The sequence below is a fragment of the Paraburkholderia sp. FW306-02-B genome, assembly GCF_058782725.1.
The window spans coordinates 29,950-55,791 of the sequence record NZ_JBYSXZ010000004.1; the positions used below are offsets into that span (position 1 = coordinate 29,950).

The following is a 25,842-nucleotide window of genomic DNA, read 5'->3' on the forward strand; positions in this document are numbered from 1 at the left end:
TCGTTGGCGGCCTTGCAACGGCGCCAGCGTTCCCCGGATCCGAGCCATCGTGGTGTTGGCGGACGCCGACAAGCCACAGCGCATGAAGATACCGAGGTAGGACCTCGCCACTTGCCGTACAAAGCAATGTTGCGGTGGAGACGCTGGTCAAGATGACCTTCAACCGGCCGCTGACGGTTTGGCTGCCCCCACGCAGTTTTTAACTGGGACCGTCATCTGGCTTCCCGCTATCGGCCGCGCGGAGCGGATATCGCCGAGCATCTTGCCGTCGATCGCACGTAGGCGCTAATTCACGGCGAAGCGTTACGCGACCAATGGCAAGCGGTCGAGAAACTTGTCGAGCGTGACTGGATAATCGCGAACCCGCACGCCAGTTGCGTTATAAACAGCATTGGCAATCGCGGCGGCGATGCCAGAAATACCTAGTTCTCCCACCCCTTTGGCCTTCAACGGTGAAATCGTCGGATCAAGTTCGTCGATGAAAATCACCTCCTGATGAGGAATGTCGGCATGCACCGGCACTTCATATCCTGCCAGGTCATGGTTCACGAAGTAGCCGTAACGCTTGTCGACCACAAGAGATTCCATTAACGCAGCACCAGCGCCCATCGTCATGGCACCAATAACCTGACTGCGCGCAGTTTTTGGATTGAGAATGCGACCTGCGGCGCACACGGTGAGCATGCGTCGTAACCGGATTTCGCCGGTTGCGCTGTCAACTGCAACTTCGACGAAATGCGCACCGAAAGTCTGCTGCGCGTATCGCTTGTTGAGGTCGCCGAATTCGATGTCGTCTTCTGCGATGAGTTCCGCTTCCCTAGCTGCCTGCCACAGCGGCGCGCTTCTCCCGGCGGCGCTAACCTGCCCGTCGACGAACTCGGCATTAGATGGCTCGAAGCCAAGACGGAGCGCAACCTGTTCACGCAGTTTCACGCATGCGGCGTACACACCAGCCGTCGACGATGCCGCGCCCCATTGGCCGCCCGAACCTGGAGACTCAGGGAACCGTGAATCGCCGAGCCGTATCACGACGCGATCGAGACCGATGCCCATCATTTCGGCGGCGGTCTGCGCGATGATCGTGTAGCTCCCAGTGCCGACGTCGGTCATGTCGGTTTCTACGGTGACGATGCCCCGCGAATCGAGACGCACCCGCGCGGCCGACTTCAGGACGGGCGCACCGCGAATCGCGGAAGCCATGCCCATCCCAATCAGCCAGCGGCCATCTCGAACACTGCCCGGCCGGGCCGGGCGATTCTGCCAACCGGATCGATCGGCGCCGGTACGAAGACACTGGACCAGTTGCCGGATTGAGAAGGGCCGCTCGGCATTTTCAGGATCCACTTGTGTATCGTTACGAATGCGAAACTCAACCGGATCGAGATTCAGCTTCTCCGCCATTTCGTCCATCGCAATCTCAAGCGCCATCATCCCGGTTGCCTCGCCAGGCGCGCGCATCGAATTACCCTCGGGCAGATCGAGGACCGCGAGACGCAAATGCGTCATCCGGTTCGCGCAGGCGTACAGCAGATGCGTCGAGGTCGTTGCGGACTCGGGTCTGCCACCACGCAAATTGCCCGACCAACTTTCATGCCCGATTGCCGTGAGTTGTCCCTCTTTGGTTGCGCCGAGACGGATGCGCTGAATTGTAGCCGGCCGGTGCGTGGTGATATTGAACATCATGGGTCGCGTAAAGGCGACCTTGACAGGCCGGCCCGCAGCCCGTGCGCCGAGCGCCGCCATCACGCAATCGGACAGGATGGTGCCCTTGCCACCGAAGCTACCGCCGATAAACGGCGCGATGATCCGGATGTTATGCTTCGGCATGCCGAGAATTCTGGCCAGATCGCGCAAGCCCCAGTTGAGCTGCTGAATCGGACTCCAGCATGTCAATTGATCCCCTTGCCACTTCGCAATAGTTGCATGCGGCTCCATCATCGCGTGGGTCTGATCGGGCGTCACATAGGTCTGGTCCAACTGGACCGGGGCCGCCTCGAACGCGCCGTCGAAGTCCCCGAGTGAAGTTTGCGGCGGGGGTCCAAACTGGCCGCGCGGCGGCGTCACCGCGGTGTCTTTCGTTGCGGCGAGATCGAATGATCCACTGGTCCGGGCGTAAGTCACGCGCACCAGCGCCGCGGCTGCACGTGCCTGCTCGAAGGTCTCCGCCACCACCAGCGCAATCGCCTGGTGATAGTGATCGACTTCCGGTCCTGCCAACGGCCGGTCGATATAGAATTCACCGGTCGAAAGCGCACCCGCGTTCTCCGCCGTCACGATCGCGATCACACCAGGCGCGGCTTTCGCCTTCGAAAGAGCCATCGACGTGATGCGCCCTTTCGCAATCCCCGCGCCGACTATGTAGCCATACACGGCGTCGGGCGCGGCCAAGTACTGCTCATAGGCGTAGGTGGCCGCTCCGGTGACCTTCAATGGACCATCGATTCGATCGGTACTCTTCCCGACCACCTTGAGCTGATCAATGGGATTAGTGCTTGCCGGGCTATCGAACTTCATCACGCATCCCCCGCTTCGTTCAGGACAGCCGCCAGCGTCCGTTCGACCAGCGTTAGTTTGAACGCGTTTTCGGCGGTCGGTCTGGCGTCCGCCAGCAACGGTTCCGCTACCGCATGCGCGCCGCGAGGCAACTGCGCGTCCGCCGATTCGATACGCCAGGGTCTGGCCGCAACACCGCCTAATGCGACCCGTCCGGTGCGGTCGGGCTGGACGATCGCAGCGACTGAGACAAGCGCGAACGCATACGACGCACGGTCACGGACCTTGTGATAGATATGCACTCCGCCGATCGGACGAGGCAGCGTGACACTGGTAATCAACTCTCCGGGCTTCAGCACCGTTTCCAGATGCGGCGTATCGCCCGGCAGGCGATAGAAATCCGCGATTGGCAGTTGTCGTACCGAACCGTCCGGCTGAACGGTTTCGATCGTCGCGTCAAGCGCCCGCAGAGCGACCGCCATGTCGCCCGGATAAGTCGCGATGCATGCATCGCTAACGCCAACCACCGCATGCGGCCTGCTGAACCCGCCGATAGCGGCGCAGCCACTGCCCGATTGACGTTTATTGCACGGCTGGTTCGTGTCGTAAAAGTATGGGCAGCGAGTACGCTGCAACAGATTGCCGGCGGTTGTCGCGCGGTTGCGCAATTGACCGGATGCGCCTGCCAGCACCGCACGCGACAGCAACGCATAGTCGCGCCGCACACGCTCATTCGCCGCCAGATCTGTGTTGCGCACAAGGGCTCCGATGCGCAGCCCACCGTCCGGCGTCGGCTCGATCCGATCGAGCGCAAGACCATTCACGTCGATCAAGTGCGTTGGGTTTTCGATCTCCAGCTTCATCAGGTCGAGCAGATTCGTTCCGCCTGCAATGAAGCGAGCGCCGGGATGACGGGAGAACGCGAGCACGGCTTCGACGGGAGAGGTGGCCCGCTCATAGCTGAATGCTTTCATGTGTTGTTCCCAGCGACTTCGGAAATGGCTTCTACGATGTTCGAATAGGCCCCACAGCGACAGATATTGCCGCTCATCCGTTCGCGCAGTTCAAGCGGCGTCACGCGAGGTTGAGCACTCAGATCGGCACTTACGTGGCTGGGAACGCCCGCGCTGATTTCATCGAGCATTCCAACCGCCGAACAGATCTGGCCCGGCGTACAGTACCCACACTGATAGCCGTCATGCTTGACGAACGCTGATTGCATCGGATGCAAACGGCCGGGAGCGCCCAGTCCTTCGATGGTTGTGACGTGGTCGAGGTCATGCATGACTGCGAGCGTCAGACATGAGTTGATCCGGCGTCCATTGACTAGCACCGTGCATGCGCCGCATTGTCCGTGGTCGCAGCCTTTTTTGGTGCCAGTCAGATGCAGGTGCTCACGTAGCGCATCCAGCAAGGTAGTGCGGGTATCCAGTTCGAGCGAACGTTGTTCACCGTTGACCGTTATCGATAGGTTTACGATCGATGGTGCGGCAGAACTGTCGCCGTTGGGCGCAACGCCGAACGCGATCTGCGGCGCGATCGTAGTGGCTGCGGCCACCGTACCGGCGAGGAGGAATTCACGTCGGGTAATTTCTGGTACTACGCGAATTGTCATGGGGACCCTTGAAATTGAAGCCGGGCTGCGATATCAACGCAGGGTATCCAGCGCGAGGGAAAAGACGAATTACCAAAGTCGATGGATCACGACGAGCTCATAGCAGCGCGCGGTTCAGGGCGTGTTATGCGATTTCTATCCAGCAAAACAATCCTGTTCATTGTCGCGCGAGATCGCTCATCTACCATCGGATCAAGGTTTGCTACCACCAACCTGGCACGATATGCCTCATCAATGCGATCCTTGATTGCGCGGTACATGGTTTCGAATCCAAAGCCAAACGCTGCTCCCGCAGTCCCGATCCGGGCCGTCTTTTTGCGCACGACTGGCTTGACAGAACGACTCCTCAGCATGCCAGGCACGCGTAACTGTCCACGGACCCGCGCCTGATCCACGCGAGAGTGGCCGGCAAAACCCCTCCTCCTTCACGGAGGCTAGTGTGGGTCGTCTGCGCGAACTATCTGATGTACTTGGTCGCGCTGCAAAGAAGCATCGCTCCCAGAGCAAAAATATACTCACTCAATGTAATCATCTAATCCGTTTCGCACTAGCTGCGATGGAACGCAAGGACCTATCAAATTCGTTCATGAGTCAACGGACATTCGAGCGTGCGTGGATTCGTGAGCCCGACGCTTCTTGGCTTCATCAAGTCTCACACCGGCAGCCTCTCGAACGGTATCTATGTCATCGCCGCGATAATGGTGGCGGGCGGCCTCACGATACTCTTAGCGCTACCAAAAAGCGCTGTTCGAGTTGGCGCAATAACCAGCAATGAACGGTCGTCGTAAGGAATGCAATATGAGACCCAACGCATCAATCGACTCACGGTCCGACCTGGCAGAGATGGTATCTACCACGATCGACTCAACCTCGGAGTTCGTGTCGGGATTCGCAGCCTGGTGGGCTTGAAATCTGAAAACCGCAAGCTCTATCCTGGCCAGCGAGTCACCGGCGGCGGGGGTCTGGGCTTGCCTTACCCCTATGCGTGAAACCTAAATCCCGACTCGGCCTGTCCAAGACTTATCAAAACAGCGGCAAGTATTCGACGACCGGCTGAAGCCGACGCCGTGGTGACACAGATCGAAGGCTCCGGACGGGGGCTTTCTTTCGGGCCGAATCAAGCCGCCGGTTCAGATCCAATAGCGCCTGGCAAACAGACGTGCGAGCCGGCATCCCCGTCAGTGCCAGTTCAAGCTGGTCCAGCAGCTCCGGTAGACTCACTCCCCCTGCTCTCTTTCGCGCGAACGTCCGCTTCTGCATGAGTCCACTCCCCCTTAGCTGTCGAGATACGCGCTGGCATCGACGTCACCACCAATCGTCAAGCTCCAGCGACATCTGTTTCTTCGCGTTTCCGCCAGGAGCACCGTTGGATACACTTCCCTTCGGCAACGACTGCTTCAGCACGTCGAAATGGAAAACCACATTCACGCCGAGCCGGACAAATCCATCTTTCTCCCGCTTCGGGGCCTCGACACTTCTCGGGATATCGATGCTGCCCGCTAGCTCCTCAGCCCCTCTGTTCACGCTGCGTCGGCCAGCATCGAGTGACGACAGTCCGCCGTGGCGCACCGGCATGCGTAGTGCGCCCGGACGTCTTCATCCAGCGGATCGTCAGTGGCGAGCAGATATTGAATGAACAGTTCCTCACCGGCCCCGATCGACCGGAGCGTGTGGATGAAAATCCGTCCCTCCTCCTCGATGGCCTCGCAGTTGGGCGCGCACGCATGATTGAGCCAGCGCGCGCTGTTGCCGCCACGGCTGCCGTCGATCACCCGCCCGTCCGACAGGCCAAAAAGGAATGTGTGTCCTTCGACGCCTTCATGCTGGTGACGTCGCACCGCATTGCGCCACGAGGTGATTTCACCCTTGTATTCAAGCACGCGTTCGGCCGCCGCGAGCGTCTGCAAGGCGAACACGCCTTTGCCGTGAACTGGAGACCGCCGGACAACTACGCGCCTCATACAATTTCCTTTCCCAATGTTAGCGCCAGTATACGAGTAGCAAATTTCCCCATCCAGAGTGATCGGATGAGCACGCACCTGCCACGATCGGGCGTCGGCGCGTATATCAGAACTGGAGAGTCGAGGTATTTGATCCGCTGGCCTCCCGGAGCGATTCACCGCTCACCCGCGAATACATCCGGCTTCAGAAAAGCTGATCGCCGAGCTCACGCAGGCTGACCCACTTCACGGTGCTCACGAAGGTCCTGCTTGTGGTGTCGAGCGACTCGATCATCGCGCGTTGCCCGCGGGCTTCCGCAATGACGCGCACGATGCGCGTCCGGTAGCGCAGTAAAGCGCCGATCGTTGGGCACGAGATTTCGCGCCCGGTCCGCGATCGTTTCTTTTCCATGCGGCTATCTATATAGATGTGCAGCGAATCGCAAGGGGGCCGCAGTATGTCGCGGCATCTCGCACTGATCCTACCAGGCCGGCTGGCCGGGGTTCAGGCCCCGCCCGATCACGCCGCGCCGTCGCTGCCGCCAGTTCCTGCAGCGGCTACTGCTGGCAGCCGCGCCATCGCGCAGACATCCGGCCGACGGCCTGCGTCCGGTCTCAGGCGCCGTTCACGGCATCCTTGAACGCCTTGCCCGCCGTGAACTTCACCGTCTTTGCAGCCGCGATCTGGATTTCGGCGCCGGTCGCCGGATTGCGGCCGACGCGCGCGGCGCGTGCCCCCGTCGAGAACGATCCAAAGCCAATCAGCTGCACGGTGTCACCTTTCGTGACGGCCGCGGTGACCGTGCCGATAAACGCATCGATCGCCTCGCCGGCGGCCGCCTTGCTTGCGCCGGTCTTCGCGGCGACTGCATCCACCAGTTCCTGCTTGTTCATTGTGACTTCCTCGTTGTGGTTGAAATCTCGTCACCCTACCCGATCGGCGCGCCTTTGCGCAATCGGCACGCAGCGGCATGTGGTCCGCGACAGGCACGTCGTCCTGTCGTGCCGGGCAAGCACCGGGAGAAGTCGTCTGGGGGAATCTGGCCCGTGCACCGGTCCAGGACGCTGACCGCGAAACGTCAACTCCCCGGAGGTCCAGTCGTTCCCGAGGGTCGCACGTCTCTGCGTTTTCAACGTCTTCTATTGCGCGTAGCCGCGCGCTTCGCCGCTGTGGCGACAAATCCAGTCCCGCGTCCTCAGGTTACGCGCGCCGCGTCATCACGCCAGGTCCCATCGGCGACGTCGCCCGCTCGCACAAGCAAATTTGTTATTAGCGGTACGCGACGGACCATTCCCGTGGTGACCTTCGCAGATAGGCGTAGGCGCGCTTTCGACGTCAACCAATTTTGTTACCACTCTGCAGACGGGTTGCAAGCGATTTTGTAACGCAATGTGCGGTCGGGGTTGCCGCTATCGCGGCCCTGAGGCGCTGCGACGCTGCGACGCTGCGACGCTGCACGATGCTATGTCCGCAAATCAGTGGGTAAAACGCGCTCCCCTATCCCTATGTCCGCACCGATGGTGAGACCCAGCGATCGTCGCAGCTGATTAACGGCTGTTTATCGATCGTGAAGGCCCGGCGCGGCTCCCGGTGGCGAGGCACGGCTCGCGGGTAACGTCGCGCGCTCCCGATGGCGGACCAGCACGGCATAGCAGCGGGACAGACTATTCAGCGCAATCACGTTGATCGACGGGCCGCACCGGGCGATAGAAACAAATTTACTTGAAAACTAGTAACAAAATTGGTTGTGTGAGCGCGAAATCCATTGACCCGTCAATTAATGTCCGCAAATGAAGGGGTAGATAGCTCGGACTATCTACCCCTCTCAATTTACTGCCGGCTGTGAGAACGGCTGCGCGTCATTCATTCCGGCGCTTTCCGGTCGTTTCAATGCTGATAAGTCGTATTAGCTGCGTTGCGTTTAATGATCCGGCGGCCCGCCGACCGCTCAGGACGCGCAAAGTCGAAAATATCGCGTCCCCTTGCAACCATGCACATCGGCGACAACGCCGGTTGCCTCCGAAGGCAGATTGAGGCAGAACTCCAGACGGACAAAGCCTCTGGATTATCTGGTCAACCGTGGCCGGTACATTGCAGACCATCTGCGACGGGACGTGAACGATGAAATCTTCCGGCGCCGACCGCAAGCTGTGCTGGTAGGTGACTTGATAGTCCATGCTACGGGTGTTCAGCCCTCTTCTGCTCGTGCCCTGCGTTCCGGCCAACTTCTGCGCCATATCACTGGCAATCCCGTAGGACGAATGCCGGCCGGCTACGCGTTGGCGAGGCAGCATGGCTTTGAATGCGCGGTGGCCAGTCGAGGCGATTCATTTCCATTCGTTCGTCCAATGCGCGCAAACGAAGGTTCGGAAACTGAAATTATCCGACCCTTCACATTTCCACCTCATTCAAAAATCCGGGCTCGTCACGGTTTGTTCATGCCATGAGCCACCAAGGCACGATTATCAAATAATCCTCAGGTTGCGAATTCGACCAATCGACGGGGACCGTTCGAGAATCAGTTTTGTGATGAACTCGGGCAACAAGGCCCGAGGCCCGGACGCGACCGCAACCGCAACCGGGCCGTCGCGGTCGATGTGTGCAAGCTGGTTCATTTTCTTCTCTCAGTTTGATGATTCATCGGTCAATATCTGGCCCACTGTCGGGTGCATCGGGATCAGCAGGCGATGCCGCATCCTGGTCTGGATTGGCCGGATCTTCCGGAGTGGGTGGCGGCGGATGGCGCACGGCATCGCGCAGCTCATTGCGCTCCCATGCGTCGCGCTCACGCTGCGCTGCCCGACGTTCCAGCACCTCGGCATCGAGCTCCGCAAGCCGGACCTGCCGGATACTCTCCAGGTGCGGCTGATCGAACACGATGCGTATGCGAGTGTCGGCTGCTACGCGCGCGGCGGCTGCTTGGAACGCCTCGGGTCCGGACAGCGAGAGCATGGAGCCGAACTTCTGCTGCGCGAAATGCAGCGCAATCTCGATCGCCTCGCGCTCGCTATCCCACAGGCGCAATGTGCGGCCCTCGTCGACGAGGAACGCCACGCCGTCCTTCCGGTAGTCGACCTCGCCACTGGCCCGCACCTCGTACGTGATCGACGGGCCGGCGTAGATGATCTCGTTGCGATCGTGCGCTGCCGGTCGCTCCACAGCACGCGACGGCGTACTGAAAATGACCGCGCGTTCGTCGTCTGCACGTTTCGTCCGCAGGCGGATCTGCTGCATCCGGCGCAACTCACGCAGCGCCCGTTCGTCGCCTCCCTGCGCGCGCTCCTGCAGGAAGTCACGATACTGCTCGGTCAACGGCCGGCTTGCGGCGCCCTTCAGCGCATCCCGCTCTTTCGCAATCTGCACACGCAGCGCGGCCTCTGCCTCAAGGCGCGCAACACGTGCTGCAGACAGCTGCTCGCGGCGCTGCGCGCCTGACAGGTCGATGCGGTCGACAAGCGCGCTGCGGGCACGGTAGAACTCCGATTTGACCGCCCTTCGCCGCTCACTCTCATGATCGGCCTGCGCATCCCACGCGCGACGTAGCTCGTTGCGGTATGCCGATCGCCATTGCTGGAACTCGCCCCATAGGTCCCGTTCAGGCGTACGCCTCGGCGCATGCTCCGGATCACGTCCTGTCTGTGCACGATAGGTCTCGCGCAGCAGCTGCGCAGCGTCCTCCCATGACAGGTTCATCTCTTTGGTGAGGAAGTCAGACACATTCAGATTGCGCGAACCGGCCCGGATTCTGTCACCGCCATTCGCGCCTTTACCGATCGCATACTTTTCGACGATCAGTCCGTGCGAGTGCGCAAGCGCGGCCAGCAGCCGGCCCGCGTCTAGCGTCGCACGGATCTCGGTGAATTCATCCCGCTCCCGGGCACGTCGCGCCGTGCGAGCCTCGGACAGGTCACGTGCGAACTGGTCGCGAACGGTATCGGCTGCCCGGCCCGTCGACGCGTGCGCACTCGCATTGAAATCGACCGACGCAGCGTCCGTCGTCGGCGGCGCATCAGTTGGCCGGACCTCGAACGGCAACGATTCGATCGCATCGAACGATTGCACATCCGCGAGGCTGCGGATTTCCTCACGTGGTCCGAACCCTGCAGGCAGGCGGCCGCCGCTCAGACCAAAAGGCTCGCGTGCGCCGAACGGCCCTCCCGCCCGCATGAACTTCTCGGCACCGGTGCGCGTGAGACGCGTCCGCCCCGCCTCATCTGCCTGGTCCCACGCGACAAACATGCGATCGACCATCACTTTCCACTCCGGCTCGCCGTCGGACCCGTCAACGGCATCGCGAGCGCCGGACGATTGCCAGCGCCCCTCCCTCTCGTCGTAACTTCCGCCGGGTTCGAAGTCGCGGTCGGCACCTTCGCGCCATCGCAGCCGGGGGACCGATGTTTCTAGCTGTTCTCTTCCCGCTCGCTCGCGATCGCCAGACCATCGCAATGCGTCAATTCGTTCGGCTTGCTGGTTTCCCAGCTCCAGTAATGCATCAGGCGGCAGAAGCACTTGACGTCGCGCGGCGTCGCCATCCACACCGCGGCTGGGCATGCCATGCACACGGTGGGTGGATTGGGACGGCGCGCCGGATCGATCGAAGCGAGCGTCAAAGTCGTGATCCGCTCCGACTCGCCATCGCCCCGTGATTTCGCGGTGCGCGCGTTCGAGCTCGTTCCACCATTGCTGCGACTGCCCTGCCCTTTCCGGCTCCCGCCCGGCGCCGCGCTCCCGCGCCCGCCCTCCTGCTCCGGCGGCCCCCAGCCGGCTCCAATCTCGCCAGTGTCCGGATCGATCGTGGAGCTGTTGTCTTCGCTCTCGTGTGCGCTCATTGAACCCTCCTGTTGCATCGTAGAACCGCTGTTCGCGGTGATCGAGAATGCGCCGCTGCTCCGCCGGCGACGCTGCCTGATACGTCTTGTAAAAACTGCTGCCGCTGTTCAGATACTTGATCTCGCGCGCGCGAGTGTCGTGCCACGTCTTGAGCGAATCGAGATAGATCTGCGGCGTATCGCGCGATACGCCTGGCTCGACATACTGCGCATGCACATTCGATTCGAGCGCCTCACGCTTGGCCGTAGCATCGAGCTCGATGAATTCACGCGAGAACACAAACTCCTTCAGGTTCACACCCTTCGCGGCACCGGCCGGTTTGACGTTCTCGTACTCCGACTCCCTGCCCGCATTGCGTGTGCGCGTCTCGCCGTACTCCGTGATCAAGGCCCTGAAGTCGTCATACCTGGACACATCACGCGTCATCACTGCCTCAAGAATCGAGGCCTTCAGCTCGCGGTTAGCGCCCTCGAACACATCGCCCTTGTACCGGCTGATCATCTCGGACGCGTCGGTGAACTGCACACGTCGGTTGTCTTTCGGACTCGCGAGTCCGTACTTCGCGTTGATGTGCTCCTGAAAGGCCTCGAGGTAGCGCTCGTTATGGTCAACCTTCCCGAACGGATCGAGCCGTCGGCCTGTCACAAGATTCATTTCCGGAATCACGATATGCACGTGCACCTTGCGCTCGACAGGCTCCCCCGTCTTGCGGTCCGCATAGCTCTTGATCCGCGGCACATGCGCTTCAGCGTAGAAGTTGTATTCGTCCCGACGGTACGCGGCAAACGCAAACGCCTCGAACTCCCGAACAATCTCACCTAACAGCTCGTGGTCAACCTCGTCTTCCTTGAATGACAGCGTGACATGCAGGTAGCGCTCGGCGTCCGTGTCGATCGACTGGATGATGTCGTTCGTCAGATCGAGATCGCCGGCAAGGATCACGCGGTCATCCATCTCGTCGCGCTCCATCTCGCGACCCTGCTTCTGGCCCTTCTCCAGATAGTCCTTGATCCCGTCGTGATAGCCGCGTACGCGTATGAGCATCGCCCTACCCCTGCGCCTTGCGCTCGGCAAGCCAGCGCTGCTCCCCTTCGATTCGGAACAGTAGCGTGCTGTGCACGATCGACGGCAACAGATGGCCGGCAGCGGAGACCGACGCCCGGGCGCTGTCGCAGTCCGTCTGCGTCAGCGTATGCGCACCGTCATGGTCGCGATCGAAGTGCAGCTTCGTCTCCAGCTCGATCACCGCCATGATGGCCGCCTGCTTTTGATCCATTCCCATCGCTATCAGTCGACCTTGTTCAGGGTTGCCCTGAGGTACTGCCCGATCAGCTGCAGCTGCGTGAGCAACTGCTCGTAAGTCGCTTCCGAAAGCTTCCCGCGAACGTGTTCGGAGTTCGCGCGGTGTGCAATCTGGTTCAGGTTGTTACTGGTCTTGTTGAAGATGTACAGCAGCCGCTTGCGGTCCCCGCTGGCCACCGGCCGCGCGATCACCTGCGTACGGTTGGTCAGCACCGCCTGCCGGAAGAATTCTGATTGCGTCATCCCGCTTTGCGCCACCTTTGCAAGGTATGCATCGCGATCCGCATCCGACAGACGGAACGCGATCGGCTTGCCCAGCCCTGCCCCGCCATTGCTTTTTTGCTTGGGCATCACCAGAGCCCCGTCGAGCGACTACGGTCGATGTCAGCACCGACCATCGCGAACGGCCTGCCATCGTCCTCGATCGGATGCGCGCGAAACTCGTATTCCGGCCAGCGCGACTCGCACTCGCGCAACGCACGCATCGCCTGGTCGCCCGTCATTGGCCGCGTATAGCCCGCCCACGGCAGATAACGCGGCTCGCTGCCACGCTCGTCGGCACGCGGCCCCACTACAAGCTGGATCACCCATTCGCTGCAAGGAATCATGACTGCACCTCCGTATTCATTACGCATACCAGGCAGTGCTTAATGTCGGTGGCGGAGCCACCGACCAGTCTGACGCGGCAGTAGATCGCGTCGGGGTTTCAAAGGGGCTCGCCCCTTTGGCACGAAATATTTTACGGAACGCGTAGCGTTACGTAAACATATTCGACGTGCCTCGCCCCGCTTTCGCCACACATTATTTCCAACGCATATTCTACGGCCCTACTACACCAATACATCACGCATTGCATCGGAATACTACACAATACAACCTTGCCCCTACATGCTGTCGTCATTCATACTACGCCCATACTACATTTATTCGCCATTTCCCCATGAATCACGAACAGCTTGCTTCCGCGCTGCGCCGCCTTGCCAGCACAAGCCCGAAACGCAGCAAGGCTTCCCATCTCAAGACCCTCCTTCCGGACATCGAGGCGGCGCTCGCCGCTCGCGTTCCCGCCGTTGAAATCCTGAATACCTTGCGCGAACAGGGACTCGATATCTCCCTTCGGACGTTTCACGGAACCCTGTACAGGCTTCGAAAGACCGCCTCTACGCCCGGTTCCGGACGCAAATCCGGCGCTGCGGCAGCCCGCCCCAGCGCCCCGGCCCCCGTGACTGCCTCCCGAGCAACACCCCCTCTCGAAGCGCACAAGCCTGCGCCTCCCACGACCGATGCACCGGCACCGGCCCAGACTCGCATCAAAACCTTCGAGCAATTGCAGTCCGAAAATACCCACCTCTCAAGCATGCAGTTGAACCGCCTCTACGCCGAACAGTACGGCGAACCTCGCGTGAGCAATGCCGATATTGATGCGCTCAAGAAAAAATATCCTCGGCACACGAAACCCTGAACCGCATCGCCCCGCCGCGCTGCGCCGGGTCGGGCCGCTCCCCATGCATTCTGCATGGGTCCCCGTGGCCCTCGATACGGGCGCGCGGCGCGCGCGATGCCGCCTTGGTTCGCACCGCGTAGTTACATTCTGTTTCGCAAATCGCGGTCTCATCAGACGCGCGGCCTGGCATATTCGTCGTGCAGCTGCCTGGTCCCCAAAGGCACGCGGTAGGAGCCTCGGAAAGCCGGGCTGCGTACCGGCTTCTTTTTTCCTATGCAGTACTCGTAAAGCAAAAAACCGCCCGGACTTTCACCCGGACGGCGGCATGTGACATGCCTGCACTTACGCAAAGTGCATCAGGGCTCAGGCGGCTTCGGCTTCCTCCGCATCCCCGTCGTTGCACTCATCCTGGGTGCTGTCGGCGTCGCTTTCCTCGTCATCCTCCCAATGGCCGTCCGTGACATGTTTCGGCACCTCACGGTTGCGCAGCACTTCCGGCAACCAGCCCGAGTCCGTCATGCGAAGCTCGGCGGCAGCAGCGGCATCTCCCTTTTTCATCCCGCGCAGTTCGCTTACGGCCTGCGGGGAAACCGTCTCGCCAACAACGGTCACGATACGATCTTTCGGGACGTGCTCGAAATAGCTTCGAGAACGGATTCAGTTACAAGGATTTCAACGACTTCCATTATGGATGCCTCCGGAAATGGGCCGCAGCGGAATGCCCGGCCACATGGATATGATAGGTCTAATTGCCCTTATAAAACACAATGATTTGATTTATATTTTAAATAGGTTTATATTTATAATTGAAAAACAAGATCGTTAAAATCTTGATATAACGGTCAATACGACCTAATATAAAAGCGTGGCCCGGCATTCCGCTGCGGCCCATTTCCGGAGATAACCGTGATTGACAATGAAACCAGAATCTCGTCGGCAGTCGTCGTCGATGAGTTGCGTCTGAATTTCCTTCCTCACTACCTGGGCGCGCAATACCTTCGGGGCGAGGCATTGGTGTACGACTGGGCTGCCCGCCTTTCGAGTGCCTACAAGGGCGGTTCGTGGGACTTCTTCCAGTTGTCGAACAGCGGCTTCTATATGGCTCCAGCGAACTGCGGACGGGTGCATGTGCGGTGGCACATGAACGGCTACAGCGACACGATGGGCGCTGACGCGTTCGGCATCGTCGTCACGCTGTTTGCCCTGTGTCATCTGGCGGAAAAGTGCGGCGATGACAGGATCATTGACCACTACCACGCGCTGCGGGCCTACGCGGCGCAGCACGTAGAGGCCGCCAACATTCTGCGCGCCATCGACTGACGCATTGACCACTCACGGCTCCGGCCTGTGGGCTGGGGCTGATCCTGATATTGGGGAACAGCATGGGCACCACTTACCTGACAAGCCGCTTCGGACGCAACGCAGTTGGCACACGTTCGGATCGCCCGCTGACGAATGACGAGATTGCAGAGGTTGCCCCGTCGATCTTCGCGCCGTCCGCGCACGAAAGCCGCTCGGAACGGTACACCTACATTCCAACCAGCGACGTACTAGACGGCCTGCGCAAGGAAGGTTTTCAGCCTTTCATGGCCTGTCAGACCCGCGTACGCGCCGACGACAAGCGCGCACACACGAAACATATGGTCCGCCTGCGCCACGCCGACCAGATCGCGGGCCGCGAAGCCAACGAAATCATCCTTCTGAACAGCCACGACGGCAGCAGCAGCTACCAGATGCTCGCCGGGATGTTCCGGTTTGTGTGCCAGAACGGTATGGTCTGCGGAGACACCATTGGTGATATCCGCGTGCCTCATAAGGGCGACGTGGTCGGCGAGGTGATCGAGGGAGCGTTCAAGGTGCTCGACAGCTTCGAGGCGGCGACCCAGCAGCGCGAGAAGATGGCCGGTCTCGCGTTGACCGACGGCGAACAGACCGCCTTCGCGCGGTCCGCGCTTACGCTGCGGTACGACGACGACAGGCCCGCGCCGATCACTGAACAGCAACTTCTGACACCGCATCGCATGGAGGATCGCGCACCAGACCTGTGGACAACATTCAATCGAGTGCAGGAGAAAATGATCAACGGCGGCCTGCGCGGTCGTAATGCGAATGGGCGGGCGACCACAACCCGCGCCGTGACCGGCATTGACCAGAACATCAGGCTTAACCGCGCCCTCTGGGTGCTCGCCGACGAACTGTGCCGCCTGCGCGGCTGACAGGTGCGCCCGGCCTTCGGGCCGGGCATGACCTCAACTATGGAAACCGACATGGATACCGCTCACATCCGCCCAACGTGGCTGTCCGCCCTCCTTCCGCTGCTGGCCGTCTATCAATACGGCGATCGTTCTCTGGTCCGCGCGGAACTGTTCCGCATGGCCTTGTCCGCCGATGCCGCAGCGCGCTCCGCCGAAGCACTCGACCGGATTGCCAACATGCTGGACCGCGACGGGCACCCAATCGACATGCACCGGGAAGAGTTGCGCGCGATAGCCCGCAACGCTCTCTCCGAGTTTCATCGTGTGCCACCCCGTGCCCCGCAGCCTGCCCTACCCGAGTCAGGATTTTGAACGAAAGTTATCCTCTGTTTCATTCAAACTTTAAGGAGTACCAATCATGAACAAGCTTTTCTTTACTGGCCGTGTTGCCGCCGCCCCTGTGCTTGCGAATCACGGTGATTCGAAGGTGACGAAATTCACCCTGATTTCCAACGAGTACGCCGGTCGCGACGAAGGCAGCGGTGAAGCGAAAGAGCGTCAGGTGAAAATCCAGTTCACCGCCTTTGGTTCGCGTGGTGAGGCCATCGCCAGAAACGTTCTGAAGGGCGATCAACTGATCGTTGAGGCGAAGCTGTCGAACAACGATTTCACGGACGGTGAAGGCATCGAGCGTTACGGATATAACTTCACGGTCGATAACTTCGACTTCGGCGCGCCTGGCGAACTCAAGCGGGCGCAACTCGCGCGGCGTCAGGAATGATGCATGTCGGCCCCGGTTCATGCCGGGGCTGTTGACCAATACAGGAGTTGACGCTGAGACCCTGGGCTGCGGTGGTTCCTTCCGGCTCATGCCTGCCCGAAATAGCCTCGGCGACATGGGCGTCCCAGCCGTCCGGAAAGGGCACCCCCTTCCTGCCAAACCTTGAGCCCGGATAACCGCAGGCGTCACGCGCGCGCCGACGCGCCCGGATCGAGGCGCACGGGGACCCGCGCCAGTAGGCGTGGGGAGAGCGCCGGCGCGGCGCATTAGCGCCGGGACGATCCGGTACAGCGCAAGCGAACCGCGGCCGGGGTCGTCGAGCAGCCGGAGGCTGCGTGTTTCCTCCGCGGCGAAGCCGTGGGGGCTGGATCCTGGATCGGCTTGCGGCCCGCTGAGGCCAGCGCTGTCGTACGATCCCTTATACGGATTGAATCAACAGGACCTGACATGGAAGGCAGAACGATCTACGCTCGCGCCGACGAACTGAAACGTCTCAAGGCACACATGGTTGTGACCTGGCGCGAACGGCAGCAAGGAACTGGCGTTGGGTACAGTAGCGAATATTTCCGCGGGATGGTTTCCGGGCTTGCATTGGCCGATGCCCTCGATGCAACAGTGTCGTTCAGCATCGCCGCTTTTATTACCGAACGCGGGTACGAGGCCGAAGCCTCCTACTTCGGACCATCAAGGTAACACCATGAACATTCCGCCCCGCCCGAAAACGCACCGGATTACCAGCGACGTGCCCGAGCACCTCCTCGAGGCGTTCCGGAACACCATCACGGAGTCTTTTGCGAACGCGCACGGCGGCCAGACGCCAGCGCAGCGCGCAGCGGAGATCCGCGTTGGCGATCGTGACCGCGGCCTCGATTCGCTCCTGCAGCTCGTTGACGTGGCCGAAGGCGCCACCGAACAGGCGGAGACCGTCGCCGAATTTCTCGCGGGCCTGTACAACGGCACCGATTACCGTTTCGACCTCACGGCGCTGCGGGCGTTAGACGACGATCTGTTCGAGCACTGTCTCGACGTGCTGCGACTCGACCACCGCCCGACTGTTGAAGTGCACGGCTATTTTCCTGGCGGTGAGCAGCGCTGGCAGCAGATAATCACGCGCTGGAATCTGGACAAACGCCCCGCGCCGGAGCCGGCGCCGGTTCATGGCGAACGCTATCAGGCCCGCTCCGTGACGAATCAGGAAGCACCAGGTTATCGCGATATGACGCTCGCGGTGGCGATTGACGGGGACTCTGCACGCCAGCTGCCGATCGAACTACACTTTTCAGCTGGCGACTCGGAGCGTATAGCCGCGATCTTATCGACCTGCATCGCGGGGCGTGGCGGCCGCGTGAGTGGCACGAAGGGCCACTCGACATGAAGGAAGGCGAGCTCCCGCCGCAGTGGCTTTAGATTCCGGGCGCACGCCTTATGCGCCAGTAGTTGAGACGAACGTAAGAGTACCAGGGGAAAAGCATATGGCAGTTGATACAACCACGACAATCCGACGCGAATGCTTGCAGCCCGCGATCTATTGGGCCAAACCGACCGGGGCTGAAATCCAGGAGGTAGTCCGGCTGGCCGGTTTTACCGGACGTAGTGCAGCGGAATTTCTGGACCTCGCTGACAAGAGCGGGCGGCAGATACGTCGTTGGATCAGCGGCGAAAATGAAATCCCCTATTCCGCATGGGCGCTACTCTGCCATGCCGCCGGATTTGGCCACATCTGGGAAACAGAAGAATAGCCTCGATACGCTGATGATTCGCAATCCTGCGGTTCCTGTATCACGCCGGGGGTCGCGACTGATCGGGGTGCCCCTCAAGATCCGGACGTTTACGTACGCGAGGCTGGGGCCATCCCAGTATTTCCGAATCTTCAGATGCCCTCTTCCCTGACGGCCTCCCCGAGTGTGTCACGTAACAAAACGAATAAAGATAAAGAGACCATGTCGGGTTGCAATCGGCCTTGCGACGTGAGCGATCCTCTCCGAGGACCGACACCCGGGCTGGGACCCGACACCTGCAACCATCTGCCCGGGTGAATACGTGCCGTGCAAGGCAGGTTGTGCACATTTACGTTACGCGTAACGAAATATCACATCTATCGTTATGAATAACGTAAAATTGATGTGGTCAACCGCACCAGGATGGATCATGCCTTCACCGGCAAACGACAAGGTAACCGGCAGCACTGAAAAGCGTGGCCGTGGCCGGCCACGGAAGCCGGATGCGATGTCGAACGCCGAGCGTCAGGCAGCGTGGCGAGCCCGACATGGCGCGCGCACAAAATCCGTTACTGTAACGAAAAATATCCCTCCGCCTGCCGACGCCCATGACGCCCTGATGCGGGAGTGCGAGCAGCTGCGTGGTGAACTGGTACAGGCGCGGCGCGAGCTTGAGACTGTGTCACGGGCGAAGCCGTCCGCCCGGGCTCCTTCCGATGCGGCGGCGGTCCTCGGACGGCTTCCGCGTCAGGAAGACGCCGATTCTGGCGAGCGGCGTCTGAACCTGACGATGACTGGCACCCAGTTTTTCGCGCTGGAGCGGCTGGTCGCGCACTTCGGCCTGTCCCGGCGCGCGGTGATCGAGCGCCTGATCGACTGGGCCGACGACACGTTTTCGAGGTCACTTTACGACGACGAAGCCGCATTTAACCGTTACATCGACCGTGACCGTAACGAAAAATAATCCCCCACTGACTGGATCGGCACGAGTCAGTTCAAGATCCTGCAGAACCGGTTCCGCCGGTGGTCCCTGACTGGCTACGTCCCTGAACGCATGATGCAACCGGTTTTGACAACACACAGGCACCTTGAATGGCGGCATCCAGCGAAGCATGTCCGGCGGATTGGTTGATCACACGCCATCGTCCGCTTGCCACCGCCACATGAGATGCCCGTCACGATCCCTTTGCAGCCGCGCGCCGCAATAACCGAGGGTCGGTCAACCACTCATCACGCGGTCCAACCAGGACGAGCGCGAAGTCCGGATGATTGGGATTGAGCAAATAATTGGATTCCGCAGGAACGACCGCACTGGGAACAGCCAGCACGGCGCTGGTTCGCTTCCGCTCCCACGCCGATCCTAGTTGCTGCAGTTCGGCCCGCGCTGAAATGTCCCGCCAGTCGCGAGGCAAACTGGCGGGATCGATACGTTCGACGATTTTCTCCGGGATACTGACCGGGATCATCACATAGCGGGCGCGCAGCGGTGAATCCTGGACCAACATCTCGAGCAGAGCGAGCGATTGCGTCTGCGCCGTATACACCATCGCGACGCCTTTGGGGTTCCACCGGCCACCGTACAATCGCGCTCCTTCCCCAGAAAAAGCGGTATCCGCATATCGTTCAGTTACTACCCGCCATGCCGTGAACATCACGCAAACACGCCATGCTCGATGCGTCCCAGCGTATCCATCACGCTATCGGTGCCAATGTCGGTATCGACAAGACTCAGTGGAGTGGCGTCTTCCAGGGCAGCAACCGGCGTCTTAAGCCAGGCGAGTGCCAGGTCGAGATCGTCAAACACCTCGGCAGCGCGCGCGGCGACACGCGCGAGTCGCAGCAGCTTGGCTGACTCCTCACGGCTCAACACCCCTTCCCGCTTGCGACGCGCCAAGGTACGCTCCGGGATATCGAGCGCCTGCGCCAGTTCTGCTTGCGAAAGTCCGATGGATTTGAGCATCGCGTCCAGCGCCCGCGACGAAATGCCGTGGCGGACCACGTCCACCCATTCAAGGCCGGATCGGGGAGAACGCGGAAATACCGACCGGCCTCCCAGCAATGAATCGGCTGATACCTTCTCGATGACGTTCATCGGTTTCACCTTCTGCCATTTGGCATCCATTTTACACCAAAATGGCAGAGAAGATAGTTGCTGCCAGGGCATCGCCGGTCCGGGCCGGACTGCAGGTTACTTTCAGCGAATGATCGCCCCCAAACCCCCTTTGGGGGGAGATCGACGACCCGCGCAGGCGGGAGTGTGCAAAAGTTGGGGAGGCCGATTTCGTCAGGCCGCCTTGGCGTGCGGCATGGTTGCACGGTCTGTTCTGTTCGTTGGTCGGTGCCGGCCAGGCGATGCTGCGCCGATGCATTTGCCGTGACGCGGGGCGGCTATCTCGAGCGCCGAGATGCGGTGGGGCGAGAATTTCCCGTTCAAAACCGCGACCCTGACCTGCGCCATGCAGTGCGCCCCTTCGTCAGTCCAGCGCATCTTTCGCTTCTTGGCCATGCGGTGGCTGATGACCTGATTCACCGCGGACTCGGCGATGCTGCTGCTGATCGGCAGGCCCTTGCGATGCCGGGCGCTGTAGTTGACCACCGTGTGCGCGTTTTTCCTCAGGTTGGCAACGCTCCCGTTAGTTTTCTGCCGGTCAGGCGCGCGCTCGGGCTGCCTTGGGTTTGTTGCGCAGGTACACGAAATGGTAGAAGGCAAAGGAAAGGTCCGCGTGGTTGAGCACATCTGCTTCGCCGATGGTGGCTATGTCGAACTTGAGACGTTTGATGGCCAGCTTGCCAGAAGGAGACGCAATGTACGCGCGCATGAAGTCTTTCTTTGCCCGCGCGTCGGCGTGGTCGAAAGCTTCGCGACCAGCGCGAACCTCGTCGGCCAATCGCAGCTTGGCTTCTTCCTCACGAGCGGCACTGTTCGCTTCAACCGCGATTCTCGTGGAGGCTCTGGCAGTCACCTCAGCCTGCTCTTCCGTAGCTTTCTGGGTCAGTACCGTTTTCATCCGGCGCTCAGCCTCTGAAAGCTTGTAGCCCTCAGTGATGGCCTTCATCAGATAGCCCGCAGGACTCTTTGTCACCTTCGCGTCATCAATCTTTGCGCGGGTGTATTCGATTGCATCAAGGATGCGTTCATCGGACCAGATGGCGCGGTTCTGCGAGATGACACTGAACTGCTTTTCGGTGAAGGCGAATTCGTTTTTCAACGTGGTGTAGGTTTCCTTCAACCCAATCAAGCTCGCGCGGACGGTGTCGGCCCCTTCTTTCCTGGAAAGCCTGAAACGTATCCGGTCAATCTTCTTGGACTTCGGGCTTTCGGTGCGCGTCTCGTAGCTGAGCTCGATGTCAGAGACTTCGTTGATTTGCTTTACCGCAGGCTCGAGACTGTCCCGCTTGAAATACTTGAAGACTGTTGCGCTGGAGCCCGCTTTGCCGGGCCAGTTTCGGATCACATCGAGTTCAAACCAATCCGTGATGCCGTCCGTCACGTACGCAATGACGTGGTCATAGATTGCACGTGCGTAAGTGAGGGTGAAGGCCGACGTGATGCGAAGGCTCAACCAGTGCGACTTTTCTGGGTCCTTGATGTGGCGGATGAGCGGTTGCGGGACTTCAAACGTTATGCGTCCCTTGTCGATACCGACAATGCCGAGCAGTTGCACGGATACCCATTTTTCGTTTTCAGGTGAGGTGCTACCGTGCGGCGCCGCGGAAACCTGGATGAGTGCCTTCTGTGCTTCGGATACGACTGTTCTCAGATGCTTATAGTTGTAGCTGTCATAACGCATGAGCCACCTGAAGTAGCTCAGCTCGACGTCGTAATATTTCGGAGTGGTCGGCTCCTGCGCCACAATGAAGTGCGCTGCATCGAGCAGGCGACGCGCCGTGACTCCGACGTCGGTGACATCAACGAAAACGTTGTTCCGCTGATAGCCGATTTCCTTGGTTGATTTATGGATCGGCGTGTCGGACGCCAGCATCTCCTCAAACAGTTCGAGCGACATCTGCCGCGATGTTGCGCTTGTCGATACGGCGGTTGACATCGTGGCCCTCTCTTCTTAGTTGTTAGCCGCGGAAACTCTAGCACGCGTAGGTGAGATGTCAAAACAAAAAGGCTCACCATGAAAATACTGTTTCAACAAATCGGCTCACCCACCCTCGCAACTTGATTGATCAAGAACAGAACCTCCATGGCGTCGGTAAGTTGCTCTGTCTGGGAGGCTCGAGTTGTTTGTTTTGTGTTTTTTAAAGTCTTAGAAAAAACAAACTTACCAACTTACAGGGCCTATCAAACTCGAACAAAAACAACGAATTAGCCCTACAAAGGTGAGTGATTTTGTTTAAAAGGTGAGGCCTTTTGTAGGCAAAGGTGGATGAAATTCCTCTATGAAAGTGAAGTGTTTACCCGTTCAGGGTGAGATCTTCTCCTGCGGGCGGGACGATGGTGAGATGAATTGTTGAAGATCGTCTGATCTGCCGACAAAGCCTGATGTTGCGGGGCTCCTGCGACCTAACCCGCGACGGTGGTGAGGCTTTTTGTTGGCGACGGTGAACAAATTTGTATTGGCCAGCGCTATCTACGGCGAAACGAGGAGAAGGAAAAAAGCGTTATGGCCTCGCTAGTTAGGGAGTATCCAGGCAGAACCCGACTTTGCCGGCGCGATGGTGAGGAGAATTGTGGCGGGTGCCGAGTTGCGCTCCCGTGATCGCATGGTGAGAAAGTTTTGTTGGATCGCTGTCGACGCTGCTCACTTATGGTGAGCGGGCTTGGGAGGGCGGACCGACAAAGCGAGCGATGATGGTGAGGAATATTGTGGGGCGCCCGGTTTTGCGCAGTGATTCTCTGCAAGACGGATCGCGCCCGTTTCAAATTGAACCCGCTCGCCTCTTCTCGGTATGTATTCAACAAAACTTCTCACCCACCTTCGTGACCGAGCCGTCACTAATCCAACAATTTCCCTCACCATGACCTTTCAAAATTCATTCGGAAAAACATGTGTAGAACGCCTCACGGGGTTGGCGTTATTCCATATTATGAAATTAGCACGCGTTTTTGGTTGCGGAATAGCCACTTAACGTCGGTTTCTAGGAAACGGGGTTAAGTCACGGGCACATTTTTGTATTTTTCTAGTATTCTACGCTTCGTATCGATTTCGGGCTAAACCTTAAAAACCATGTCCAAAGCAGAATTCCCGGCAATTACGCGAAGAGTGACCTTGGGTGAACTTGCGGGTTTCGCGGAGACGCTCAACACGCTCACGGAAGACTTGCGTAATAGTATCCTCACGCCGAAACCGCGAAAATCGGCTCCGTCATTTACTACGGCGGAAGTCGCCGAACTTTGCGGAATGGACCGTACGAAGATTCATTACCAGGCCACAAGGGAAGGAAGCACGCTGCCTGCGGGTGAGGCATCGGGTACTGGTCGTAGCCGCCATTTCACACTGGCCGAGGCGCGGACGTATGTGCAGCAGCTATCCGAAATATATCAGTCGCCGCTAGTCACCGGGTCGCGCGGTGCGGACGGGAAGGTCATCCTCGTCGCCAACTTCAAAGGCGGTTCGACCAAAACGACGACATCAATGTGTCTCGCGCAAGGATTGTCGCTCCGCGGTCGGCGAGTGCTCGCCATCGACTTGGACCCGCAGGCATCACTTTCCGAGCTTTGCGGCCTGTATGCAGAGAAGGAGGTTGATGAAGATTCAACTGTTTTGCCGTTCATCTATGACCAGACGATCGAAGGCGGACTGTCATCATTCATCAAGCAGACCTACTGGGACGGTCTGGACGTCATCGCAGCCCACCCCTCCTTGTTCAGCGCGGAGTTCTACATCCCGTCGATGCTCAAGGCTAAGCCCAGTTTTCAATTCTGGGCAATCCTCCGGGAAGGTCTCGCGTCGCTACGCAGCCAGTACGACTACATCATCCTCGATACGGCGCCTTCATTGTCCTACCTGACGCTCAATGCGTTGATGGCTGCGGATTCGATGGTCATGCCGCTGGTTCCGGAAAGTCTCGACTTCATCAGTTCTGTGTCGTTCTGGGGGCTGTTCTCCGACATCGCGAGTAACTTCATGGAGAGGGAGGCCAACAAGGCGTACGACTTCATTTCGATCATCCTTTCAAAGGTCGATAACAGCCCTACTTCGTCGGCTTCTGTGGTTCGTCCATGGACACAACGGGCCTATGGCGACTGGCTTACGACAACCGAAATTCCGGCAAGCTCGGCAATGAGTAGCGGCGCGCTTGCATTGTCGACGGTGTTTGACCTGAGCAAGAAGGACGCGAGTTCGAAAACTGTCGAGCGGGTTCGTCAGCCGCTCAGGGAATACTGCAAGTGGATTGACGATATGTATGTCGAACAGTGGAGACTCGGCAAATGAATATCCGTGCTCGAATGGCCGAGCAGACTGCCAATCTGCGCGCTGCTTCAGATATCCCGAAAGACGAAGTTACAGCCTCTAGACAAACGAACGATAAGCCGAAGACCGGGCCGGGGATGGCTGCTGCCCTGGCTGCGGCCAATATCAAAATTCAGGAACTGGAAACGCGCGGCGCGCAATCAGTGCTGCCCGTGTCAGAGATAGTGCCGAACCCTTGGCAGCCCCGGAGGGTCTTCAACGAGGCGAAGTTAGCTGAACTCGCGGAGTCGATTCGCGAGGTTGGGCTGTTACAACCGATCGTCGTTCGTCGAGCGGAGTCTGCCTATCAGATCGTTGCTGGCGAGCGGCGTTGGCGCGCACACAAACTGGTCGGATCTGAGGAGATCAAAGTCCTCGTCGTTGATTGTACGGACCAGGATATGGCGGTGCTGGCGCTGGTGGAAAACATCGGCCGGGATGACCTGGCCGACTATGAGATTTCCATCTCCATTCGCCGCACCGAAAAGGAATTTCCAAATCGCACGCGTTTGGCCGAAGCTGTCGGCATGAGTCGGCGCGGGCTGTATAGATACCTTGCATTCGACAGCCTACCCGCGTTCATCACCAGCGACCTCGATATCAATCCGACGCTTATTGGTGGCAATGCCGCCGATGCGATTGCGAACGTGATCAAGAAGCATGGTGAGAAAGCGGTGGCCGCTGCCCTCGAACTTTGGCCGGACGTCGTATCGGGAAACCTAGACCAAGGTAAGTACGCGCCGGCGATTGCTGCCCTGGTCGGTCGTCGCGCATCTAGCAAGACGGCTCGCGAGCGCTCAATTGAAAAATTTTTTGCGGGGAAAAATCACGCAGGCAGCATTACCAAGGACGTGAACAGCTTCACCGTAAAAATCAAAACGGGTGTCCTGTCAGATGCACAGGAGACCCGGATCCGCCAGGTCATAAGCGAGTTGTTTAACGGCGACCCCTCTTGAGTGGAGGCATTGCCATTAGGTGTGGAGCCCGCCTCGGTGCGGGCTTTTTTTCGGCTGCAAGATTCAGGGTGCTTATACAACTGCCGGCGCACGCGATGCCGATGTGCGCTCACCCGCGTGGTTCCTCGGTGGCAGGCGCGGTTCGCCGTCCACCGGAGGCGCA

At 59.6% G+C, this 25,842-nt stretch carries 26 protein-coding genes and 2 pseudogenes; 11 read left to right on the plus strand and 17 right to left on the minus strand.

From position 1 onward, the window contains the following. Nucleotides 1-303 precede the first annotated feature (303 nt). The 12 genes from paoC to AC3WOG_RS37010 form a co-directional block, all read right to left on the minus strand. On the minus strand, nucleotides 304-2,514 hold the full coding sequence (gene paoC / locus AC3WOG_RS36955) for an aldehyde oxidoreductase molybdenum-binding subunit PaoC (RefSeq protein WP_492582800.1): 2,211 nt from the start codon (nucleotides 2,512-2,514) through the stop codon (nucleotides 304-306). Beyond that, nucleotides 2,514-3,467 (minus strand): FAD binding domain-containing protein, encoded by a 954-nt coding sequence (locus AC3WOG_RS36960; RefSeq protein WP_492582801.1) that lies wholly within the window; start codon nucleotides 3,465-3,467, stop codon nucleotides 2,514-2,516. The genes paoC and AC3WOG_RS36960 overlap by 1 nt, the downstream gene beginning before the upstream one ends. After that, the gene (gene paoA, locus AC3WOG_RS36965; protein ID WP_492582802.1) at nucleotides 3,464-4,108 is read right to left on the minus strand and encodes an aldehyde dehydrogenase iron-sulfur subunit PaoA; all 645 of its coding nucleotides are present in this window, start codon (nucleotides 4,106-4,108) and stop codon (nucleotides 3,464-3,466) included. The genes AC3WOG_RS36960 and paoA overlap by 4 nt, the downstream gene beginning before the upstream one ends. Nucleotides 4,109-5,413: 1,305 nt before the next feature. Next, nucleotides 5,414-5,632 (minus strand): hypothetical protein, encoded by a 219-nt coding sequence (locus AC3WOG_RS36970; protein WP_492582803.1) that lies wholly within the window; start codon nucleotides 5,630-5,632, stop codon nucleotides 5,414-5,416. Next, entirely contained in the window at nucleotides 5,629-6,069 is a 441-nt protein-coding gene (locus AC3WOG_RS36975) for an SET domain-containing protein (protein ID WP_492582804.1), read from the minus strand. The genes AC3WOG_RS36970 and AC3WOG_RS36975 overlap by 4 nt, the downstream gene beginning before the upstream one ends. A 184-nt stretch (nucleotides 6,070-6,253) precedes the next feature. Continuing rightward, nucleotides 6,254-6,460, minus strand: a complete 207-nt coding sequence (locus AC3WOG_RS36980) for a hypothetical protein (protein ID WP_429361619.1) — start codon at nucleotides 6,458-6,460, stop codon at nucleotides 6,254-6,256. A 203-nt stretch (nucleotides 6,461-6,663) separates the two neighbouring features. Further along, a complete protein-coding gene (locus tag AC3WOG_RS36985) occupies nucleotides 6,664-6,942 on the minus strand; it encodes an HU family DNA-binding protein (RefSeq protein ID WP_110406412.1) in 279 nt (92 codons plus the stop codon). Nucleotides 6,943-8,514: 1,572 nt separating this feature from the next. Continuing rightward, on the minus strand, nucleotides 8,515-8,664 hold the full coding sequence (locus AC3WOG_RS36990; RefSeq protein WP_492582805.1) for a hypothetical protein: 150 nt from the start codon (nucleotides 8,662-8,664) through the stop codon (nucleotides 8,515-8,517). Nucleotides 8,665-8,686: 22 nt separating this feature from the next. Further along, complete coding sequence (locus AC3WOG_RS36995) at nucleotides 8,687-11,923, minus strand: LPD7 domain-containing protein (protein WP_492582806.1); 3,237 nt, start codon at nucleotides 11,921-11,923, stop codon at nucleotides 8,687-8,689. Nucleotides 11,924-11,927: 4 nt separating this feature from the next. Further along, nucleotides 11,928-12,155 carry a hypothetical protein gene (locus tag AC3WOG_RS37000; RefSeq protein WP_492582807.1) on the minus strand — a complete coding sequence of 76 codons (228 nt, stop codon included), beginning with the start codon at nucleotides 12,153-12,155 and terminating at the stop codon, nucleotides 11,928-11,930. 11 nt (nucleotides 12,156-12,166) lie between these two features. After that, on the minus strand, nucleotides 12,167-12,532 hold the full coding sequence (locus tag AC3WOG_RS37005; protein WP_408293243.1) for a plasmid mobilization protein: 366 nt from the start codon (nucleotides 12,530-12,532) through the stop codon (nucleotides 12,167-12,169). Continuing rightward, entirely contained in the window at nucleotides 12,532-12,789 is a 258-nt protein-coding gene (locus tag AC3WOG_RS37010) for a hypothetical protein (RefSeq protein WP_492582808.1), read from the minus strand. Before AC3WOG_RS37010 ends, AC3WOG_RS37005 begins: the two co-directional genes overlap by 1 nt. A gap of 332 nt (nucleotides 12,790-13,121) precedes the next feature. On the opposite strand from AC3WOG_RS37010, the gene AC3WOG_RS37015 reads away from it, so the two are divergent. Further along, nucleotides 13,122-13,643: a hypothetical protein gene (locus AC3WOG_RS37015; RefSeq protein WP_492582809.1), complete on the plus strand. Its 522-nt coding sequence runs from the start codon at nucleotides 13,122-13,124 to the stop codon at nucleotides 13,641-13,643. Nucleotides 13,644-13,988: 345 nt separating this feature from the next. Here the strand turns inward: AC3WOG_RS37015 and AC3WOG_RS37020 are convergent, their stop codons facing one another. Then, nucleotides 13,989-14,237 (minus strand): hypothetical protein, encoded by a 249-nt coding sequence (locus AC3WOG_RS37020; protein ID WP_429320101.1) that lies wholly within the window; start codon nucleotides 14,235-14,237, stop codon nucleotides 13,989-13,991. Between the two features lie 294 nt (nucleotides 14,238-14,531). Here AC3WOG_RS37020 and AC3WOG_RS37025 point away from each other — a divergent pair, with 294 nt between their 5' ends. From AC3WOG_RS37025 to AC3WOG_RS37060, 8 genes and pseudogenes are all read left to right on the plus strand, one after another. Then, nucleotides 14,532-14,945: an antirestriction protein gene (locus AC3WOG_RS37025; protein ID WP_168435869.1), complete on the plus strand. Its 414-nt coding sequence runs from the start codon at nucleotides 14,532-14,534 to the stop codon at nucleotides 14,943-14,945. A 62-nt stretch (nucleotides 14,946-15,007) separates the two neighbouring features. After that, nucleotides 15,008-15,841: a DUF932 domain-containing protein gene (locus AC3WOG_RS37030; protein ID WP_492582810.1), complete on the plus strand. Its 834-nt coding sequence runs from the start codon at nucleotides 15,008-15,010 to the stop codon at nucleotides 15,839-15,841. A gap of 51 nt (nucleotides 15,842-15,892) precedes the next feature. Next, nucleotides 15,893-16,192 (plus strand): hypothetical protein, encoded by a 300-nt coding sequence (locus AC3WOG_RS37035; protein ID WP_154564510.1) that lies wholly within the window; start codon nucleotides 15,893-15,895, stop codon nucleotides 16,190-16,192. A 46-nt stretch (nucleotides 16,193-16,238) separates the two neighbouring features. After that, nucleotides 16,239-16,601 (plus strand): single-stranded DNA-binding protein, encoded by a 363-nt coding sequence (locus AC3WOG_RS37040; protein WP_429320098.1) that lies wholly within the window; start codon nucleotides 16,239-16,241, stop codon nucleotides 16,599-16,601. 447 nt (nucleotides 16,602-17,048) lie between these two features. After that, entirely contained in the window at nucleotides 17,049-17,294 is a 246-nt protein-coding gene (locus AC3WOG_RS37045) for a hypothetical protein (protein WP_154564506.1), read from the plus strand. A gap of 4 nt (nucleotides 17,295-17,298) precedes the next feature. Beyond that, a pseudogene (locus AC3WOG_RS37050) lies at nucleotides 17,299-18,008 on the plus strand (DUF7673 family protein). 65 nt (nucleotides 18,009-18,073) lie between these two features. Next, nucleotides 18,074-18,340, plus strand: coding sequence for a hypothetical protein (locus tag AC3WOG_RS37055; RefSeq protein ID WP_007731376.1), 267 nt, complete (start codon nucleotides 18,074-18,076; stop codon nucleotides 18,338-18,340). A 487-nt stretch (nucleotides 18,341-18,827) separates the two neighbouring features. Further along, on the plus strand, nucleotides 18,828-19,283 hold the full coding sequence (locus tag AC3WOG_RS37060) for a hypothetical protein (RefSeq protein WP_492582811.1): 456 nt from the start codon (nucleotides 18,828-18,830) through the stop codon (nucleotides 19,281-19,283). A 211-nt stretch (nucleotides 19,284-19,494) separates the two neighbouring features. Here the strand turns inward: AC3WOG_RS37060 and AC3WOG_RS37065 are convergent, their stop codons facing one another. The 4 genes and pseudogenes from AC3WOG_RS37065 to AC3WOG_RS37080 form a co-directional block, all read right to left on the minus strand. After that, nucleotides 19,495-19,971, minus strand: a complete 477-nt coding sequence (locus tag AC3WOG_RS37065; protein ID WP_492582895.1) for an RES family NAD+ phosphorylase — start codon at nucleotides 19,969-19,971, stop codon at nucleotides 19,495-19,497. Continuing rightward, nucleotides 19,971-20,411, minus strand: a complete 441-nt coding sequence (locus AC3WOG_RS37070) for an Xre family toxin-antitoxin system antitoxin (protein ID WP_201124142.1) — start codon at nucleotides 20,409-20,411, stop codon at nucleotides 19,971-19,973. Before AC3WOG_RS37070 ends, AC3WOG_RS37065 begins: the two co-directional genes overlap by 1 nt. 333 nt (nucleotides 20,412-20,744) lie before the next feature. Beyond that, a pseudogene (locus tag AC3WOG_RS37075) lies at nucleotides 20,745-20,909 on the minus strand (ISKra4-like element ISBte2 family transposase); the annotation flags it as partial. Between the two features lie 58 nt (nucleotides 20,910-20,967). After that, complete coding sequence (locus AC3WOG_RS37080; protein ID WP_492582812.1) at nucleotides 20,968-22,365, minus strand: replication initiation protein; 1,398 nt, start codon at nucleotides 22,363-22,365, stop codon at nucleotides 20,968-20,970. A gap of 1,131 nt (nucleotides 22,366-23,496) precedes the next feature. Between AC3WOG_RS37080 and AC3WOG_RS37085 the strand changes: the two genes are divergently transcribed. Next, the gene (locus AC3WOG_RS37085; protein ID WP_154564496.1) at nucleotides 23,497-24,705 is read left to right on the plus strand and encodes a ParA family protein; all 1,209 of its coding nucleotides are present in this window, start codon (nucleotides 23,497-23,499) and stop codon (nucleotides 24,703-24,705) included. After that, nucleotides 24,702-25,679, plus strand: coding sequence for a ParB/RepB/Spo0J family partition protein (locus tag AC3WOG_RS37090; RefSeq protein ID WP_233465000.1), 978 nt, complete (start codon nucleotides 24,702-24,704; stop codon nucleotides 25,677-25,679). Before AC3WOG_RS37085 ends, AC3WOG_RS37090 begins: the two co-directional genes overlap by 4 nt. The last annotated feature ends 163 nt before the right edge of the window (nucleotides 25,680-25,842 follow it).

Coding starts and splice junctions, on each gene's coding strand:
- paoA (WP_492582802.1), bottom strand. CDS start 4,108: ATGACAATTCGCGTAGTACCAGAAATTACCCGACGTGAATTCCTCCTC.
- AC3WOG_RS37045 (WP_154564506.1), top strand. CDS start 17,049: ATGGAAGGCAGAACGATCTACGCTCGCGCCGACGAACTGAAACGTCTC.
- AC3WOG_RS36995 (WP_492582806.1), bottom strand. CDS start 11,923: ATGCTCATACGCGTACGCGGCTATCACGACGGGATCAAGGACTATCTG.
- AC3WOG_RS37090 (WP_233465000.1), top strand. CDS start 24,702: ATGAATATCCGTGCTCGAATGGCCGAGCAGACTGCCAATCTGCGCGCT.
- AC3WOG_RS36990 (WP_492582805.1), bottom strand. CDS start 8,664: ATGAACCAGCTTGCACACATCGACCGCGACGGCCCGGTTGCGGTTGCG.
- AC3WOG_RS36980 (WP_429361619.1), bottom strand. CDS start 6,460: ATGGAAAAGAAACGATCGCGGACCGGGCGCGAAATCTCGTGCCCAACG.
- AC3WOG_RS37010 (WP_492582808.1), bottom strand. CDS start 12,789: ATGATTCCTTGCAGCGAATGGGTGATCCAGCTTGTAGTGGGGCCGCGT.
- AC3WOG_RS37000 (WP_492582807.1), bottom strand. CDS start 12,155: ATGGATCAAAAGCAGGCGGCCATCATGGCGGTGATCGAGCTGGAGACG.
- AC3WOG_RS36975 (WP_492582804.1), bottom strand. CDS start 6,069: ATGAGGCGCGTAGTTGTCCGGCGGTCTCCAGTTCACGGCAAAGGCGTG.
- AC3WOG_RS37015 (WP_492582809.1), top strand. CDS start 13,122: ATGAATCACGAACAGCTTGCTTCCGCGCTGCGCCGCCTTGCCAGCACA.
- AC3WOG_RS36985 (WP_110406412.1), bottom strand. CDS start 6,942: ATGAACAAGCAGGAACTGGTGGATGCAGTCGCCGCGAAGACCGGCGCA.
- AC3WOG_RS37085 (WP_154564496.1), top strand. CDS start 23,497: ATGTCCAAAGCAGAATTCCCGGCAATTACGCGAAGAGTGACCTTGGGT.
- AC3WOG_RS37035 (WP_154564510.1), top strand. CDS start 15,893: ATGGATACCGCTCACATCCGCCCAACGTGGCTGTCCGCCCTCCTTCCG.
- AC3WOG_RS37040 (WP_429320098.1), top strand. CDS start 16,239: ATGAACAAGCTTTTCTTTACTGGCCGTGTTGCCGCCGCCCCTGTGCTT.
- AC3WOG_RS37080 (WP_492582812.1), bottom strand. CDS start 22,365: ATGTCAACCGCCGTATCGACAAGCGCAACATCGCGGCAGATGTCGCTC.
- AC3WOG_RS36960 (WP_492582801.1), bottom strand. CDS start 3,467: ATGAAAGCATTCAGCTATGAGCGGGCCACCTCTCCCGTCGAAGCCGTG.
- AC3WOG_RS37065 (WP_492582895.1), bottom strand. CDS start 19,971: ATGTTCACGGCATGGCGGGTAGTAACTGAACGATATGCGGATACCGCT.
- AC3WOG_RS37055 (WP_007731376.1), top strand. CDS start 18,074: ATGGCAGTTGATACAACCACGACAATCCGACGCGAATGCTTGCAGCCC.
- AC3WOG_RS37070 (WP_201124142.1), bottom strand. CDS start 20,411: ATGAACGTCATCGAGAAGGTATCAGCCGATTCATTGCTGGGAGGCCGG.
- AC3WOG_RS37005 (WP_408293243.1), bottom strand. CDS start 12,532: ATGCCCAAGCAAAAAAGCAATGGCGGGGCAGGGCTGGGCAAGCCGATC.
- AC3WOG_RS37030 (WP_492582810.1), top strand. CDS start 15,008: ATGGGCACCACTTACCTGACAAGCCGCTTCGGACGCAACGCAGTTGGC.
- AC3WOG_RS37060 (WP_492582811.1), top strand. CDS start 18,828: ATGTCGAACGCCGAGCGTCAGGCAGCGTGGCGAGCCCGACATGGCGCG.
- paoC (WP_492582800.1), bottom strand. CDS start 2,514: ATGAAGTTCGATAGCCCGGCAAGCACTAATCCCATTGATCAGCTCAAG.